At 69.2% G+C, this 15,848-nt stretch carries 16 protein-coding genes (1 of these 16 running past the window's edge); 4 read left to right on the top strand and 12 right to left on the bottom strand.

Translation table 11 applies throughout. From position 1 onward, the window contains the following. The 3 genes in view from BGO15_RS05935 to BGO15_RS05925 are tightly spaced (at most 53 nt apart) and all read left to right on the top strand, a layout consistent with a single transcriptional unit that may run on beyond the window. Positions 1-191, top strand: partial view of a molybdopterin molybdotransferase MoeA gene (locus BGO15_RS05935; RefSeq protein WP_286747525.1) — the 3' portion only. 1,042 nt of this gene lie to the left of the window's left edge; the window shows 191 of its 1,233 coding nt (coding positions 1,043-1,233); the start codon falls outside the window, past its left edge; it ends in the stop codon at positions 189-191. 53 nt (positions 192-244) lie between these two features. Beyond that, complete coding sequence (moaC, locus tag BGO15_RS05930) at positions 245-751, top strand: cyclic pyranopterin monophosphate synthase MoaC (RefSeq protein WP_056519429.1); 507 nt, start codon at positions 245-247, stop codon at positions 749-751. Continuing rightward, positions 748-984, top strand: coding sequence for a MoaD/ThiS family protein (locus tag BGO15_RS05925; protein WP_045247308.1), 237 nt, complete (start codon positions 748-750; stop codon positions 982-984). Before moaC ends, BGO15_RS05925 begins: the two co-directional genes overlap by 4 nt. A gap of 26 nt (positions 985-1,010) precedes the next feature. On the opposite strand, the gene BGO15_RS05920 is transcribed toward BGO15_RS05925, so the two are convergent. From BGO15_RS05920 to BGO15_RS05865, 12 genes are all read right to left on the bottom strand, one after another. Next, complete coding sequence (locus tag BGO15_RS05920) at positions 1,011-1,460, bottom strand: molybdenum cofactor biosynthesis protein MoaE (RefSeq protein ID WP_235557443.1); 450 nt, start codon at positions 1,458-1,460, stop codon at positions 1,011-1,013. Further along, complete coding sequence (locus BGO15_RS05915) at positions 1,457-1,933, bottom strand: MogA/MoaB family molybdenum cofactor biosynthesis protein (protein ID WP_045247309.1); 477 nt, start codon at positions 1,931-1,933, stop codon at positions 1,457-1,459. The genes BGO15_RS05920 and BGO15_RS05915 overlap by 4 nt, the downstream gene beginning before the upstream one ends. A 20-nt stretch (positions 1,934-1,953) precedes the next feature. Continuing rightward, positions 1,954-3,537, bottom strand: a complete 1,584-nt coding sequence (locus BGO15_RS05910; protein ID WP_082486358.1) for an SDR family oxidoreductase — start codon at positions 3,535-3,537, stop codon at positions 1,954-1,956. A 53-nt stretch (positions 3,538-3,590) separates the two neighbouring features. Then, complete coding sequence (locus tag BGO15_RS05905; protein WP_048809130.1) at positions 3,591-4,934, bottom strand: multidrug effflux MFS transporter; 1,344 nt, start codon at positions 4,932-4,934, stop codon at positions 3,591-3,593. 207 nt (positions 4,935-5,141) lie between these two features. Beyond that, positions 5,142-6,665 (bottom strand): MFS transporter, encoded by a 1,524-nt coding sequence (locus BGO15_RS05900; RefSeq protein ID WP_045247310.1) that lies wholly within the window; start codon positions 6,663-6,665, stop codon positions 5,142-5,144. 34 nt (positions 6,666-6,699) lie between these two features. After that, a complete protein-coding gene (locus BGO15_RS05895) occupies positions 6,700-8,436 on the bottom strand; it encodes an amidohydrolase (protein ID WP_056519426.1) in 1,737 nt (578 codons plus the stop codon). Positions 8,437-8,480: 44 nt separating this feature from the next. Continuing rightward, positions 8,481-9,158 (bottom strand): GAP family protein, encoded by a 678-nt coding sequence (locus BGO15_RS05890; RefSeq protein ID WP_056207530.1) that lies wholly within the window; start codon positions 9,156-9,158, stop codon positions 8,481-8,483. A 181-nt stretch (positions 9,159-9,339) separates the two neighbouring features. Continuing rightward, positions 9,340-9,864, bottom strand: a complete 525-nt coding sequence (locus BGO15_RS05885) for a hypothetical protein (RefSeq protein WP_156454788.1) — start codon at positions 9,862-9,864, stop codon at positions 9,340-9,342. A gap of 287 nt (positions 9,865-10,151) precedes the next feature. After that, on the bottom strand, positions 10,152-10,685 hold the full coding sequence (locus BGO15_RS05880) for a hypothetical protein (protein WP_048809133.1): 534 nt from the start codon (positions 10,683-10,685) through the stop codon (positions 10,152-10,154). A 125-nt stretch (positions 10,686-10,810) separates the two neighbouring features. After that, positions 10,811-11,782, bottom strand: coding sequence for a carbohydrate ABC transporter permease (locus BGO15_RS05875; protein WP_045247314.1), 972 nt, complete (start codon positions 11,780-11,782; stop codon positions 10,811-10,813). Next, positions 11,782-13,098: a carbohydrate ABC transporter permease gene (locus BGO15_RS05870; protein ID WP_082483084.1), complete on the bottom strand. Its 1,317-nt coding sequence runs from the start codon at positions 13,096-13,098 to the stop codon at positions 11,782-11,784. Before BGO15_RS05870 ends, BGO15_RS05875 begins: the two co-directional genes overlap by 1 nt. 92 nt (positions 13,099-13,190) lie before the next feature. After that, positions 13,191-14,519 (bottom strand): ABC transporter substrate-binding protein, encoded by a 1,329-nt coding sequence (locus BGO15_RS05865; protein ID WP_045247316.1) that lies wholly within the window; start codon positions 14,517-14,519, stop codon positions 13,191-13,193. Positions 14,520-14,823: 304 nt separating this feature from the next. On the opposite strand from BGO15_RS05865, the gene BGO15_RS05860 reads away from it, so the two are divergent. Beyond that, entirely contained in the window at positions 14,824-15,840 is a 1,017-nt protein-coding gene (locus BGO15_RS05860; protein ID WP_045247317.1) for a LacI family DNA-binding transcriptional regulator, read from the top strand. Positions 15,841-15,848 lie beyond the last annotated feature (8 nt).

Genomic DNA, 15,848 nt, shown 5'->3' with positions numbered 1-15,848 from the left:
GCCGCCAGTACCTGCCCGCCGTGATCGACCGCAGCGACCCGGCCGCGTGGACCGTCGCTCCGGCGACGGCGGGCGGGTCGGGATCGCACCTGGCGGGAGGCCTCGCACGCGCCGAGGCGTACGCGATCGTGCCCGCCGACATCGACGAGGTCTCCGCCGGCGACCTGCTCGATGTCATGCTGCTCGGCTGAGCGCTCGACCTCGCCGACGCCGGCCGCCCACGTGGCGGTGCCATGCTGGTGACATGAGCTTCACGCACATCGACGACGCCGGCCACGCGCGCATGGTCGACGTGACCGCCAAGTCGCCCACCGTGCGCGCTGCGACCGCCCGCGGCTTCGTGCGCTGCGCCCCCGAGGTGGTCGCCGCCCTGCGCGACGGCGCCGTACCCAAGGGCGACGTGCTCGCCGTCGCCCGCATCGCGGGCATCCAGGGCGCGAAGCGCACCCCGGAGCTGCTCCCCCTCGCCCACGTCATCGGTGTGCACGGCGCGGTCGTCGACCTCGACATCGTCGACGGCGGGGTCGAGATCGTCGCCACGGTGCGCACCGCTGATCGCACCGGCGTCGAGATGGAGGCCCTCACCGCCGTCTCGGTCGCCGCCCTCGCGATCGTCGACATGGTGAAGGGGCTCGACAGGGCGACGTCGATCGAGAACGTGCGCATCGTCGCAAAGGAGGGCGGCCGGTCGGGCGCGTGGGTGCGTCCCGGTGAGCTGAACGCGGATGCCGCGGGGAGCCCCCGCGCGTGAGCGTCACCGTGCGCTACTTCGCCGCCGCCGAAGAGATCGCCGGGACTCCGGCCGAGCAGCGCGGCGCCGCGACCGTCGGTGAGCTGCGCGCGCAGCTGCTGGCCGCCCACCCGGGCTTCGACGGCGTCCTCCCGCGGTGCGCGCTGCTCGTCGACGGCGCACGCGTCGATGACGAGCACCTGCTGACGGGCTCCGAGACCATCGACGTGCTGCCGCCGTTCGCGGGCGGCTGAGCGGGAGGCTGCGCCGCGGGCCGGCGTCAGCCCCCGAGCCCCTTCCACAGCGACTCCCCGTCGCTGGTGAGCTGCTTCTTCCATACCGGCAGCTCGAGCTTGATCTGCTCGATCACCTCGCGGCAGACGTCGAACGCCGCCGCCCGGTGCGGCGCCGAGACCGCGATGATGACGGCATCCTCGCCGACCGCGAGCCGACCGATCCGGTGGCTGACCGCGACCCGCGCGACGGTTCCCGCCGCCGCCCGCTCGGCGATCGCGGCGAGCACCGTCTCGGCGTCGGGGTGGGCGGTGTACTCCAGGGCGACGACGGATGCCGCGGCATCCGGATCATGGTCGCGCACCCGACCGATGAAGGTCGTCACGGCGCCACACGCCGGGTCGTCGACGGCGTCGATGTGCTGGGACAGGTCGAGGGACGCGGCGCTGATGCGCGCGAGCACGCACGCGGGCGCGGACGCCGATGCGGCGCTCAATGGTCGCGCCCGTCGACCTGGTCGATCACATGACGGGCGATCTCGAGCACGAAGGCGACACCGGCCGAGACGGCGTTCGGAGACCCCGGCAGGTTCACGATGAGCGCACCTCCCGCCAGTCCCGCGACACCACGCGACAGCGCAGCCGACGGCTTGTCGATCGCCGACCGCCTGCGGATCTCCTCGGCGATGCCGGGAATCTCGGTCTCGAGGATGAACCGCGTCCCCTCGGGGGTCTGGTCGCGCGGACCGATGCCCGTGCCGCCGTTGGTGATGATGAGCCGCACGCCGCTGCCGACCAGGGTGACGAGCGCGCGAGCGACGGAGTCCTTGCCGTCGGCGACGATCATCGCCTCTTCGCACGCCCACCCGGTGCCTCGGAGCGCCTGCACCGCGATGGGACCGGAGGTGTCGGGTCGCTCACCTGAGGCGGAACGGTCCGACACCGTCAGCACGGCCGCCCGGAAGCTCATGGACCCAGGGTACCGCCGCATCATCGAGTGGTCTCGGCCTCGGCGGCGGCAGTGATGCGATTCGCCATGCCCCGGAAGATGGCGCCGTGGAACGGCAGCACCGACAGCCAGTAGAGGCGGCCTGACAGGCCCTGCGGGAAGAACACCGCCCGCTGCGTGTACCGCGCGCCGTCGCCATCGGGAGCGCAGCCGAGCTCGAGCCAGGCGAGCCCCGGCACCCGCATCTCGGCGCGCAGGCGCAGCATTCGCCCGGGCTCGACCTTCTCGACGCGCCAGAAGTCGACGACGTCGCCCTCGACGACCCGGGAGGTGCTGCGGCGGCCCCGCGCGAGGCCGACACCGCCGGCGAGCTTGTCCATCCAGCCGCGCGCCGCCCACAGCAGCGGCGACGAATACCAGCCGTTCGCGCCGCCGATGCCCTCGATCACCGACCACAGCGCCTCCGGTCGCGCCCGTGTCCGGGCCTCGCGGCGATCGGTGTAGACGGTGCGACCGGCCCATTCCGGGTCGCTCGGCAGCGGATCGCTCGGCGCACCCAGCACCTCGGCGTCCTGCCAGCTCGTCTCGACGTCGTCGGCGGCGACCCGTCCGAGGGCGAGCCGCACGGCCCGGCGGTACGGCGTCAGTCCGCCGTCGGGACGAGGGATCACCGCATCGACCCGGTGGTCCTTCATGACGCAGTCGTGCTGCAGCGACTCCACGAGTGGCCGCGCGATCGACCGCGGGATCGGGGTGACGAGATTCACCCAGTGCGAGGCGAGGCCGGGGGTCAGCACGGGAAGCGCGGCGATCGCCCGCTGCGGAAGCCCCGCCTCCACCGCGTACCCGTTCATCATCTGGCCATAGCGCAGCACGTCGGGTCCGCCGATGTCGTACGCGCCGGCGGCCGCGGCATCCGCCCGCGCGGCACCCATGAGGTAGTGCAGCACGTCGCGCACCGCGATCGGCTGGATCTGATTGCGCACCCACCGCGGCGCGGGCATGTACGGCAGCACGTCGGTGAGGTGGCGCACCATCTCGAACGACGCCGAGCCCGACCCGATCACGACGCCCGCCTGCAGCGTGAACGTCGGCACCCCACTGTCCGCGAGGATCTCCCCGACCTCGGTGCGTGAGCGCAGGTGCCGCGACAGCCGGCCGTCGGGGTGCAGTCCCCCGAGATAGACGATGCGACCCACGGATGCCGCCGCCCCCGCCGCGGCGATCGTCGCGGCGGCCCGCCGGTCGAGGTCCTCGAAGTGGGTCCCGGCGCTCATGGAGTGGATGAGGTAGAAGAGCACGTCGACATCGCCGGTCGCGGCGGCCGCGGCATCCGCGTCTTCGGCGGAGCCCGGAACGACCTCGACCTGGCCTCCCCACGGGAGTGCCGCGATGCGAGCGGGGTCGCGCGCGAGCACCCGCACCCGATAGCCGGCCGCGAGCAGCCGCGGCACGAGGCGTCCGCCGATGTACCCGGATGCCCCCAGCACGAGCGCGCGCGGCGCCGTGCCGTCCGGACGGGACTCGGCCCGCAGCAGCGGTTCACGCCCGGTCGGGACTGCACGGGGATCGGGCACGCGAGGAGCACCGTCGTCGGGGGCGGCGGACGATCGGGAAGTCGTCATACGTCGACGCTACGCCGGCCGTGCCACCGGAGGTGGGGGCTTGCGCGACGCGGTCAGGGCGTGAGCTGACCGACCGTACGGGGGCGCACGACGAACCAGAGCGCCGCCACACCGATGACGCCGCACACGACCATCACGCCGGCCATCGTCGTCGCCGTGATCGGCGCACCATGCTCGACGAGTCCCGCGAGCGGCGAGATGAGACCGGCGACGCCGAAGTTCGCGGCGCCCAACAGCGATGCCGCCGTGCCGGCGGCGGCACCGTGGCGATCGAGCGCGAGCACCTGCGTGCTCGGGAAGGTGAATCCGGCAGACGTCATGAAGAAGAACAGCGGGATCAGCACTCCCCACAGACCCAGCTGCAGCTGGTCGGCGACGATGATCGCGATGCCCGACAGCACGAGAGCCGCGGTGGAGAACGCGAGCACCCACTGCGGACCGAATCGAGCCGCCAGACGCGACGACACCTGCACCCCGACGACCACACCGATCGAGTTCGACGCGAAGACGAGTCCGTACTCCTGGGCGTTCAGACCGAACCCCTGCTGGAACAGGAACGGCGACGACGACAGGTAGGAGAAGAGACCCGAGAACGCCATCGCCCCGATGATGAGAACACCGATGACGACGCGGTCTCCGAGCACGCGACGGTAGCGGGCGATGACAGCCCGCCCACCGGGCACGTTGCGGCGCGCGGCCGGCAGCGTCTCGGGGATGATCAGCACCGTGCACACGAGCATCACGAGCCCGTAGGCGGCCAGCACGACGAAGATGCCGCGCCACGGCATCACGGTCAACAGCGCCGAGCCCACGAGCGGGGCGAGCACGGGCGCGGTGCCCGACACCAGCGCAAGTCGGCTCAACATCATGACGAGCCGCTTGCCGCCGAAGAGGTCGCGGACGACCGCCATCGCGACGACGCCACCGGCGGCAGCGCCCATGCCCATGAACACCCGCGAGATGCCGAGCAGGACCAGATCGGGGGCGATCGCCGCGGCGATGCTCGCGAGCACGTGCAGGGCCGTCACCACGATCAGGGGGATGCGGCGGCCGAACCTGTCGCTCAGCGGGCCGACCAGAAGCTGGCCCAGCCCGAAGCCCAGCATGGTGCCGGTGAGCGTGAGCTGGATGGCTGCCGCCGTCGTCTGGAAGTCGGCCTCGAGCACCGGGAACGCCGGCAGGTAGAGGTCGATCGTGAACGGGCCGAGCGCGGTGAGAGCGCCGAGGATGATGACGTAGAGCGCGCGTCGACGCACCGGGATGGCATCGCCGGGATGCAGCATGATCGGCGCGGTCGCGGGGTTGGCGCCGAGCGTTCGGATGGCGCCGGTGGACGAGGGTACGCGGGGCGTGGACCCGGTGGTGGGGACGACGGGGTTCGGGGCGGTGTTGAGCACGTGGGGATCTTCGTGTTCGCGGGCGGAAGGCCGGGGCCGACGGCGAGGGCCTGCTCGGCCGGGACGTCACGCGTCGCGTTCGTCAGGTGGGGAAACCATGATCGAATCGATTCGGCTGAGAGTTCAAGGATAGCAACTCCCGCGCGTCCCGCAACGGCAGAACGGGGGCGATCCGCTCGGATCGCCCCCGTTCACTGCGTATCTGCCTCAGGCGGCGAGGTCCTTCGCCCGCTGTCCGCGCACGACGAGCGCGTATCCTGTGATGCCGACGATCAGCGCCAGCACGGCGATGCCGAGCATCAGGATGCCGAAGCCGTCCTGATAGGCGCTCACCGCGGCCTGGAACACCGCGGCATCCGGCTTCGCCCCACCCTTGGCGTAGGTGCCGACAGCCGTCAGCGCGTCGGTGATCTGCGAGCTGGACTGACCGCTCGCCCCCAGACGCGAGACGATGCCGCCGATCGTGAGCTGCGTGACGGCGACAGTCGAGATCGCCGTGCCGAGCGAGTAGAACAGCTGCCCGAAGGCGGTGCGCGAGCTCGTGACCGGTCCGTAGAACTCCGCCGGCGCCTCGCCGAGGATCAGGGTTCCGTAAGGCAGTGCCGCCGCGGTGGCTCCCAGCGCGATGAGGATGCCGGCGGGCACGAAGGCGAGCGGGCTCGTCGCGTCGCGCACGAGCGCGGCGGCGATGAATCCGGCGGCCGCGAAGATGCCGCCGAGGAGGATCGACAGCTGGCTGCTCATCCCACGGGTCATCAGGCGGCCCAGCACGATCGCACCCACGATCGAGGTGAGCGTGATCGGCAGCTGCCAGATCGCCACCTCGCTGGGGGCCATTCCGAGCACGTACTGCCAGAAGTTCGTCAGCTGCAGGAACGATGCGGCGACGCCGAAGTTGAAGATGAAGCCCGCGCACAGGGCGGCGAGGAACAGGGGGCGACGGAAGAGCGAGACCGGGAAGAACGGGTTGCGCACCCGCGACTGCTGGAAGACGAACGACAGCAGCAGCAGCACGCCGAGCGCCATGATCGCCCAGGTGAGCGGACTGGTCAGCGAGGTCGCGAGCTGCGAGACGCCGTACAGGAAGACGACCATGCCTGCCACGATCAGCACCTGACCCCACACGTCGCGCGACTCGGTGACCGACGGGGGCGTGTTCGGCAGCAGTGCGAACGCGGCGATGATGCTCAGCGCCGAGAGCACCGGCACGAGCACGAACGCGAGGCGCCAGTCGATGCCGGCGAGGATGCCGCCGCTGAAGGTGAACAGCACGGCCGAGGCGCCCGAGACCGCCGCGAACGTCGCGACGGCGGCAGGAAGTTTTCCGGGCGCGGCGAGCACCTGGATGAAGGCGAACGCGGCGGCATAGACCGCGCCCAGTCCGATGCCGGTGATGGCCTGGCCGAGGATGTAGACGAGGGCCGTCGGCGCCGCGGCGACGACGAGCTGGCCGATGATGCCGGTCACGAGCGCGATGACGAGCATGCGGCGACGGCCGATGCGGTCGGCGAGCAGTCCGGTGGTGATCACGGATGCCGCGATCGCCAGGGTCTGCACAGAGGCGGCGAGGGCTTGATCGCCGCCGACCATGTCGAGCCCACGGCTCGCTCCGACGAGCGCGGTGCTGGCGATGTTCGGGGCGGATCCCTGTACGGCGGCGAGGACGCCGAGGAAGGGGATCGCGAGGCGCGAGGCGGTGCGGGCGGCCGTGGGAACGGTCGAGGTGGTCATGGGCGGGCTCTTTCTGTGGAGGGGAGGTGCGGGGTCAGGACTGGAAGGCGGGCGTGCCGTCGAGGTAGGTCTCGTGCACGGCGATGTCGGCCCAGCCGGCCGGGTCGCTGGTCCACGGATTGCGGTCGACCACGGCGAAGTCGGCGCGGTTGCCGACGGCGAGCGAGCCGCGGTCGTCGGCGTGGATCTGCCAGGCCGCGTGGGTCGTGATCGCGGCGAGCGCCTGCTCGGGCGTCGCGCATTCCTGGGGCGCGAGCACCGTGCCGTCCGCCTCGAGCTGGCGCAGCACCGCGGTGCGCGCGGCGTGCAGCGGCTGGACGCGGGTCACGTTGTAGTCGGAGTGCAGGCTCGGACGCAGTCCGAAGCGATAGGCGGAGGCGAGCCGATCCAGACGCTCGGCGCGCTCGGGGCCGAGGATCGTGTCGCGGAACGCGGCTCCCCAGTAGTAGACGTGGTCCATCAGGAAGCTCGGCGAGATGCCGGCCGCGGCCATGCGGGCGAGCTGGTCGTTCGTCGTCACCGACGCGTGCTCGAACCGGTGGCGGAGCGTGCGGTCGGTGCCGGGGAACAGCTGCTCGGCGGCGGTGAGCGCGAACTCCACGGCGGCGTCCCCGTTGGTGTGGATCATCAGCTGCCACCCGTCGTCGAGACCCGCCTTCATGACTTCGCGAAGGCTTTCGGGGGTCCAGTTGGCGTGGCCACCGTTGTTCTCGCCGAGGTACGGCTGCAGGAAGTAGCCGGAACGGCCCTGGTTCGACCCGTCCGCGACGAGCTTCCAGGCGTCGGCGCGCACCATGTCGTCGCCGCTGAACGGCGTCACTCCGGCCTCGCGCCACGCGGCCGCGACGGCTGCGGGGGTGTCGTATCCGGCGAGGATGGAGAACTGCGCGGTCGAGACGCGGGTCGGCAGTCGACCCGCGCCGTTGATCTGATGCAGCAGCGCGATCTCGCTGACACCGGCGATCGTGCCGGTCATGGCCTCGCGCATCGAGGTCACGCCCTGGGAGGCGAACTCGGTGAGGATCTGGCGGATGCCGCGTTCGATGCCCGCCGCATCCGGGCGCGGCAGGTTGCCGAGCAGGAGCGCGACCGCCGGAGACTCGCCGACGACGCCGGTGAGGCGCCCGTCGATGTGCTGCAGCGTGCCGCCGACGGGCTCCGGGGTCTGATCGGTGATTCCGGCCGCGGCGAACGCAGCGCTGTTGGCGTACGCGAAGTGCATCGACGCGTTGAGCACCACGACGGGCCGGTCGGATGCCACGCGGTCGAGGATGTCCCTGGTCAGCACCGGCTCTCCGGGGTAGAGGCTCGGGTCGAAGAGCTTCGCGAGCAGGTACTCGCCGGGCGCGGTGCGGGCCGCGGCATCCTTCAGCGTCGCGACGACGTCGTCGAACTCGGGGCACGCGACGTGCGAGACGTCAGTCCAGTCGAGTGTCATGAGCGAGGCCCAGATGTGCGCGTGGGGCTCGATCAGGCCGGGGATGACGACTCCCTCGGGGGCGATCGTGCGGGTATCGGGGCCGGTGAGGCCGTCGACCTCGGAGCGGCTGCCGATGCCGATGATGCGCCCGCCCGAGACGGCGATGGCCTCGGCGCGGGGGGCCGTGGGGTCACCCGTGGCGATCTCGCCGACGATGAGCAGGTCGGCGACGGAGCCGGCACGACGGGCGTCGCCGTAGCCGGCGGGGGTGAGGGTCTGACCGGCGGTCGCGATGGCGGGAGCGAGGTGGGCGCGGGTGGTCGGCGGGGCTGCGCAGCAGGCTTCGGACATGATGTGCCTTTCGATGGTCGACGAACGGATGTCGCGGGTCGGTGTCAGGAGACGAGGTGGTGGACGACCTGGGCTGCTTCGTTCGCGGCCAGGATCGCGAACAGAACGGTCATCATGACGGCGTTGTGCGCGATCATCTCCGTCTTGACGCGCTGCAGGGCACCGATGACGCGGTCGGAGGTGCTGAGGGCGATCAGGGCGGGGACGATCAGCGCGAGCGAGCCGACGATCGCGACGACGACGCACAGCAGGATCGTGATCGGCAGCGAGCTGTGCGCATCGCCGATGAGCGCGCCGCCCTTGAGCGCGAGCGGGATGTTCTTGGTGTTGGTGATGGCCATCACGAACCCGAGTCCCGCGGCGCTGAGGGGCGTGACGTTGTCGATGGCGGCCAGCCATGAGGGTGCCTTCGCGGTCTGGCCGGGCTTCGGGCGCCCGATCCAGCTGAGCACCGCGAAGAGCGCGAAGCCGATGGTGATGATGATCGCGAAGACGAACGAGACGGTCGAACTGCTTCCCGATGTGGAGGACGAGGAGCTGTTCGCGGAGAAGACGGCGCCGAGAGCGAGGAACACGAGCGAGACGATCGTGAACGTCGTCGTGTAGATCGGCGCGGCGGCCCGGCCGCGGGGCGCCAGCACGATGGCGACGATCGCCACGATCGGCAGCGGCGAGATCATCATGCCGACAGCGAGGGGGATGAGGTTCTGCAGCTCGTTCACGTGCGGGTTCCGTTCGATTCGCGTCGCCCGGAGGATCTCCCCGGTGCGTCTGCGATGACGGTACGTGCCCGGTTTCGGGCGTCAGGGCCGATGTTCGGCTGACACGACGCACGAAGCACTCACGCGCGCGCGACGCCCCTTTTCGGGCGACTTTGCACGGTTCTGCGTCGGTCGTGACCGGTCAGCAGCCGGCTGCGCGGGGATTCTCGACGCAGGTCTGGCCGACCAGCGCGGTGCGCGCCTCGAGCACCTGGATCGGCGCGGTCGTTGCCTCCGGAGTCACGAGACCGTCGACCGGGATCCAGGTGACGCCGTCGAAGGTTGCCTCGGCCGCGTAAGACGTCTCGAGGGTGATCGTGTACTCGCCGCGGGCGCCGTAGACGTGGCTCGTGGCCGTCGGCGTGAACTGCGGAACGCCGAGGGCCGCCCACGTCGAGCCGGCCGACACGGTGGTGCGGGAAGAACCGTCGCCGTACGTGAACAGGTGCCGGGCCGGTGTGAAACGCACCTGCGCCGGCACGTCGAAAAGGGTGCCCGCGACGACATGGGCACGCGTGCCGGTCAGAATGTTCGCGGGCAGCCCGACGATCCCGACGCCGGTCGGCTCACTCGCCAGCTCGCTCGGGTCGGGGCGGAACGACGCGATATCCGCGGCGGTCACCGTCGGCGCGCCCGGATCGACCGGCTGAGCAGGGTCCAGACACATCGCCAACCCGCAGTCCACCTGGTTCGAGAGGTCGCCCACCCTCTGCAACGGCGTCGCGTTCGTGTAGTTCACCGGGCCCAGGCCCGACCGATCATCAGACTGCGAGTGGCGAGGCACCCACGTCGACCCCGCATCGCCCGACGGCGCGCGCTGCTCGACGAGGTCTACCTTGGTGCCGGAGTTCGCGACACACGGCCCTGTCCAGGCGCCCGCTCCACAGTTCTGCCCTTGAACGCCGGAAGCTGTGAGACCGGCAGCAACGACGACTGAGATCGCGAGTGTCAGAGCTAGCACTTCACGCCTGATTCGTCGGGCCCGAAAGAAGTGATCAGAGCTCGAGTAGCTCCGGAGGAGAGGGGCGCAGCTCTTAAGCGCATCTGCTGGATGTCCGGGCGGTCCGGACTTACGACACTGTTCCCCGACTCGTCCACGACGTGCACTTGTGAGACGTCCTGACACACGGCAAGCTCGACAACTCCGGTCGAACTATCAAACCGACGGTCGACTATCGACTGAACGCGAGTGTTACCGGATACCGAGTAGGCGCGGGCGTGCATGTCGGAAAAGGTCTTTCGGTCCGCGGCAAGCGCTTCACCGGTCGTCAACGCGAACACGGGCTCGAATGTCGTGGGATCGGAGAGGTCCACACGGTTCAACGCGTCGACATACGCCCGATACGTCGCCTCCGCCGCGGCATAGGCCTCCGCCTCACTCAACGCCGTCGGCGTCGGGGTGGGCGCGGGGGCGCCGCATCCGCTCATGACGACCGCGGTGAGCGCGGCGATCAACGCGATAGCGGTGCGACGGGGAGCCTGCGACATGCGCCCCAAGGTAGACGAGTACACCGGCATGACCAGGGGTTATCCACAGTCGGCGACCGTCGACGCGCGAACGACGGGCCGGTGGAGGGAACCCCTCCACCGGCCCGTCGTTCCGTGCGGTCGGGTCAGCCCTTCGTCGATCCGGCGAGAAGGCCGCGCACGAAGAAGCGCTGCAGCGCGAAGAACACGATCAGCGGAACGATGATCGAGATGAACGCACCGGCGGACTGCAGGAACCACTTCGAGCCCCACGAGCCGGATAGCGAGTTCAATGTCTGTGTCAATGGCAGCGAACTCGATGGAGCGAAGATAGTCGCGACGAGCAGGTCGTTCCAGACCCAGAGGAACTGGAAGATCGCGAACGAGGCGATCGCCGGCATCGCGAGGGGCAGGATCATCCGGAAGAAGATCTGGCCGTGCCCGGCGCCATCGACGCGCGCAGCCTCGATGAGCTCCGCCGGGATCTCCGCGATGAAGTTGTGCAGCAGGAAGATCGCCAGCGGCAGGCCGAAGATCGCGTGCGCGATCCACACCGTCGCGAAGCTGTGGTCGACATCCCTCAGCTCGAAGCCGGGGAACACCGCCACTCCCCCGATCTCGAGACCCCGTGAGAACAGGCTCAGCAGCGGCACGAGCGCCATCTGGATCGGCACGATCTGCAGCGCGAAGACGAACACGAACAGAATGTTGCGGCCCTTGAAGTCGATCCACGCGAACGCGTACGCGGCGAGCGAGGCGACTGCGATCGGAATGACCGTGGCGGGGATCGTGATCGCGAGCGAGTTGATGAACGACTGCCCGAGGGTGAGCGCCGTACCGCCCGAGGTGAGCGCCTCGAAGTAGTTGTCGAGGGTGAAGCTCGGGTTGACGAAGACCGTCCACCACCCTGTCGACTGGCTGTCGGCCCCGGGGCGGAACGAGGTGACGAACAGGCCGAACGTCGGGATCGTCCACAGGATCGCGATGAGGATCGCGATCAGAGTGGCTCGCTTCGAGGTCAGCTTCTTCTGCGCCAGGTTCTCGTTGCGGCGGGTCTCTCGCGCCGTACGGCGGGCCGCACGGGCGTCGAATGCGGGCTGGGCGTCGATGACGGCCATCAGCGCACCTCCTTCTGCTTGCGCAGCTGTCGCGCGTTGTAGATGATCAGCGGCAGCACGATGAGGAACAGCACGACGGCGAGGGCCGACGAGTGCCCGTAGCTCTGGAACCGCTGCTGCTGGTTCACCATCTCGAAACCGAGCACCGTCGAGTCCGACCGACCGCCGGTCATCACCGCCACAATGTCGTACACCTTCAGTGCGGCGATCGTCAGGGTCGTGAGCACGACGACCAGCGACGAGCGGATTCCGGGCACCGTCACGTTGATGAACCGCTGCCACGCGTTCGTGCCGTCGAGCTGCGCAGCCTCGAGCTGCTCGGTCGGCACGGCCTTGATCGCGGCGGAGAGCACGACCATGGCGAACCCGGTCTGCGTCCAGATGAACACGATGAGCAGGCAGATCGTGTTGACCAGTGGCGCCGTGTCGAGCCAGGGCACCGGCTGACCCCCGAGCCCGGTGATGATCGCGTTCAGCAGGCCGATCTGGTCGCCCTGCCGATAGTCGTAGATGAACTTCCAGATGATGCCGGCACCCACGAACGAGATCGCCATCGGCATGAACACGAGCACCTTGAGGATCTTCTCGCCGCGTGCACGGTCAATGAAGGCGGCGTACGCGAGGCCGAGCGCCGTCGAAACGACCGGTGTGACGAGAGCCCAGATGAGGGTGTTGATGACCGACCAGAAGCCTTCCGGGTTCGTGAAGGTCCAGATGTAGTTGTCGAGCCCGACGAACGACTTGCCCGTCTTGTCGAAGAACGACTGGTAGATAGTGCTGATCGCCGGGTAGATCAGGCCAAGCAGAAGCAGAAGCGCTGCCGGCGTGAGGAAGATGATCAGCTGGAACAGGTAGCCCGCGCCTTCGCGAGCCCGGTAGTCCGCGAAGAACAGGAGGGCGCCGAGGCCGAGGGCGATACCCACGACCCAGAGCACGGCGTTCTGGTACGGACGCAGCAGCATGAAGGCGATCACCGGCAGCACGAAGCACGCGGCCAGTCGCAGCCAGAAGTATCCGCGCCCCGCACGGGGGGCGTACTCGATGAGCAGCAGGATGACGCCGACCACCGCGAGCGCGACGGCGAGCATGATCGGGATCTGCAGCAGCGGATTCAGGTTGCCGATCCACTGGAAGAAGCTGTTGAGCGAGAAGCCGAGCGTCGTCGGTCGGGCGTTCTCGACGTGGGGTCCTGTCACCAGCAGGACGAAAAACGCGACCACCGCCACGGCGGCGATGATCGCGATGATGGTGGCGACGCGACGCGTACCGCCCGCGCGGGGCGTCTGCGTGTTCGCGGTCATCGGATGCGACGACATCGTCTCTCCCTCGATTCAGGGCGGAAACCGCGCCGTGAGGGGACCGCTCCGAAGAGCGACCCCCTCACGGGCGGCCTGCCGCCGTCAGGCGATCAGTTGTTGTAGCCGGCCTGGATGTCGCTGAGCACCTGGTCGGTCGGCTTGCCGTCGATCCAGCTGACCATGCCCTTCCAGAAGGAGCCCGAACCCACCGTGGCGGGCATCAGGTCCGACGCGTCGAAACGCACGACCGTGTTCTGGTCCTGCAGCGTCTTCATGGCGTCGGTGAGGAACGCGCTCGAGGCCAGGCTCGGGTCGGCGCCCTTGTTGGCCGAGATCACGCCGCCGAGCTTGACGCGGGCGTTCGCGAAGTCGGGGCTCGACATGTACTCGAGAACCTTCTGCACGGCCGCCGAGTCACTGAACGACGCGACGAACTCGCCGCCGGCCTCGACCGACTGCGCACCCTCGGTGATGCCGGGGAGGATGAACGCGTAGACGTCACCGTCGGGGGCGACCTTCGGGGTCTGACCCGAGGCGGTCTTCACGTCGAGGAAGTTCGACGAGAGGAACGACGCCTGGTGCGTCATCGCGCAGCTGCCGTCGGCGACCTTGGCGGCGACGTCGGCGAACGCGGTCGAGTTGATGCTCTTCACATCTCCGAAGCCGGCGTTGACGTACTGGGGGTTCAGGAGGATCTGACCCACCGCGTCGAACGCGCTCTTGATCGGGGCATCCGTGAACTTCACCGTGCCGGCGACCCACTGGTCGTAGACGTCGGGGCCGGACTGACGCAGGACGAGGTCCTCGATCCAGTCGGTGCCGGGCCAGCCCGACGCGTCACCCGAGGCGAAGCCGGCGCACCAGGGAGCCTGGCCGGTCTTCTGCTGAATGGTCTTGGTCAGGGTGAGCAGGTCGTCCCAGGTCTTGGGGACGGAGACGCCCCACTCCTTGAACTTCGCCGGCGAGTACCAGACGTAGCCCTTGACGTTGGCGAGCATGGGCGCGGCGTAGAACGTGCCGTCGACCGTGCCATACGTCTTCCAGTCCTTCGACCAGTACTTGTCGACGTTGGCCGAGACGGTGTCCGACGCCTTCTTGACGTCGCCCGTGCCGACCAGGGTCTTCAGCAGACCCGGCTGGGGCACGATGGCGATGTCGGGCGCCGAGCCACCGGTCACCTTGGTGACGATGTTTCCCTCGAAGCTCTTGTCGCCGGTGTACTCGACCTTGATGCCCGTGTCGGCGGTGAACTGCGTGAAGGACTGGTTCAGCAGGTCGGCCTCCGACCCGGTGATCCCGCCCGAGATCTTGACGGTCTGACCCGACAGATCGCTGGAGCTGCTGCTGGGGCTGCCCTCGGCGCACCCGACCAGACCGAGCCCGAGGGCTCCGATCAGTGCGACCGGCGCTAGGACGTGGCGCCGCTGCAGTGTTGCCATGTGATTCCTCCTCCTTGAGTGCACGGAATTCTTCCGTCTCACATACCGATTCCCCCGGAACCGGTTCCACAGCACCGTATTCGAAGTTCACGCGATCCACAACCAGCGCCGGTCACGAATCCATAAACCCCACTATTCGTGCGGTGATTCCAGGTTCTGGTGCTCATATCGCGCCGATTTCCCCTTTGTGAATCGCCGTCCCATGTGGAACCGGTTCCCTAAAGTTTCTGTGATCATCTAGACTGCGACGGAAAGTCCCGCGACCACCGGTCGCACGAACCCGTCGACGATGAAGGGATCGAGAGTGAGCGGCATCGCCGACGTCGCCCGCCTGGCCGGGGTCTCCAAGTCCACTGCGAGCCGCGCGCTCAGCGGGGGCGGCTATGTCTCCGAGGAGACGCGCAAGAAGGTGACGGATGCCGCCACCACTCTGGGCTACGTGGCGTCCGCCAACGCCGCCGGCCTCGCAACGGGTCGCACGCGCACGATCGCCGTCATCGTGCCGAGGGTCAACCGGTGGTACTTCGGCTCGATGATCGAGGGCATCACCCGCGCGCTCATCCCGGCCGGCTACGACCTGACGCTCTACGTCGCTGAGCCCGCGTCTCAGGATCGCGAGAGCATGTACCGCTTCTTCCTGGCCCGGAAACGATTCGACGGCGTGCTCGCGGTGGCACTCGAACCCGACGACGACGACATCGAGAAGCTGATCGGCATCGGCAAGCCGACCCTGTGCGTGGGCAACGGGCTCAACGGAATTCCGACGATCGGCATCGACAACATCGCGATCGGGCGGATGATCACGCAGCACCTGATCACGCTCGGCCACCGCGAGATCGCCTTCCTCGGGGTGACGCCCTACGACTCCCCCCGCGCACGCGATGTCGCGGACCGGTGCATCGGCTACGAGCAGGCGATGAGACAGGCCGGGCTCGAGGCATCCATGCGCTCGACGCCCTCGACCCTCACCGTGACGGACGGCTACGCGGCCGCCGTGCCGCTGCTGGCCGACATGGAGTCGCGCCCCACGGCGATCGTTGCGGCGTGCGACGAGATCGCGATCGGTGCGATCATCGCGGCGCGCCGACTGGGCGTGCCCGTGCCGGGCCAGCTGAGCGTCGTCGGCGTCGACGGCCACGACTACGCCGAGATGTTCGGACTCACCACGATCGTGCAGCACCCCGAGGAGCTCGGCGAGCTCGCCGCGCGCACCCTGCTCTCGCTCATCGACGGCGACACGGACGTGCCCGACCGGCTGCAACTGCCGACGCGGCTCGTGGTGCGATCCTCGACGACGGCGCCCGCGACCTCCGGCGCCTGAGCGCAGAC

The sequence above is a fragment of the Microbacterium sp. 71-23 genome, from assembly GCF_001897265.1.
Lineage (GTDB): Bacteria > Actinomycetota > Actinomycetes > Actinomycetales > Microbacteriaceae > Microbacterium > Microbacterium ginsengisoli.
The sequence above is the reverse complement of the archived record's forward strand: the minus strand, read 5'-3'. Positions and strand labels throughout refer to the sequence as shown.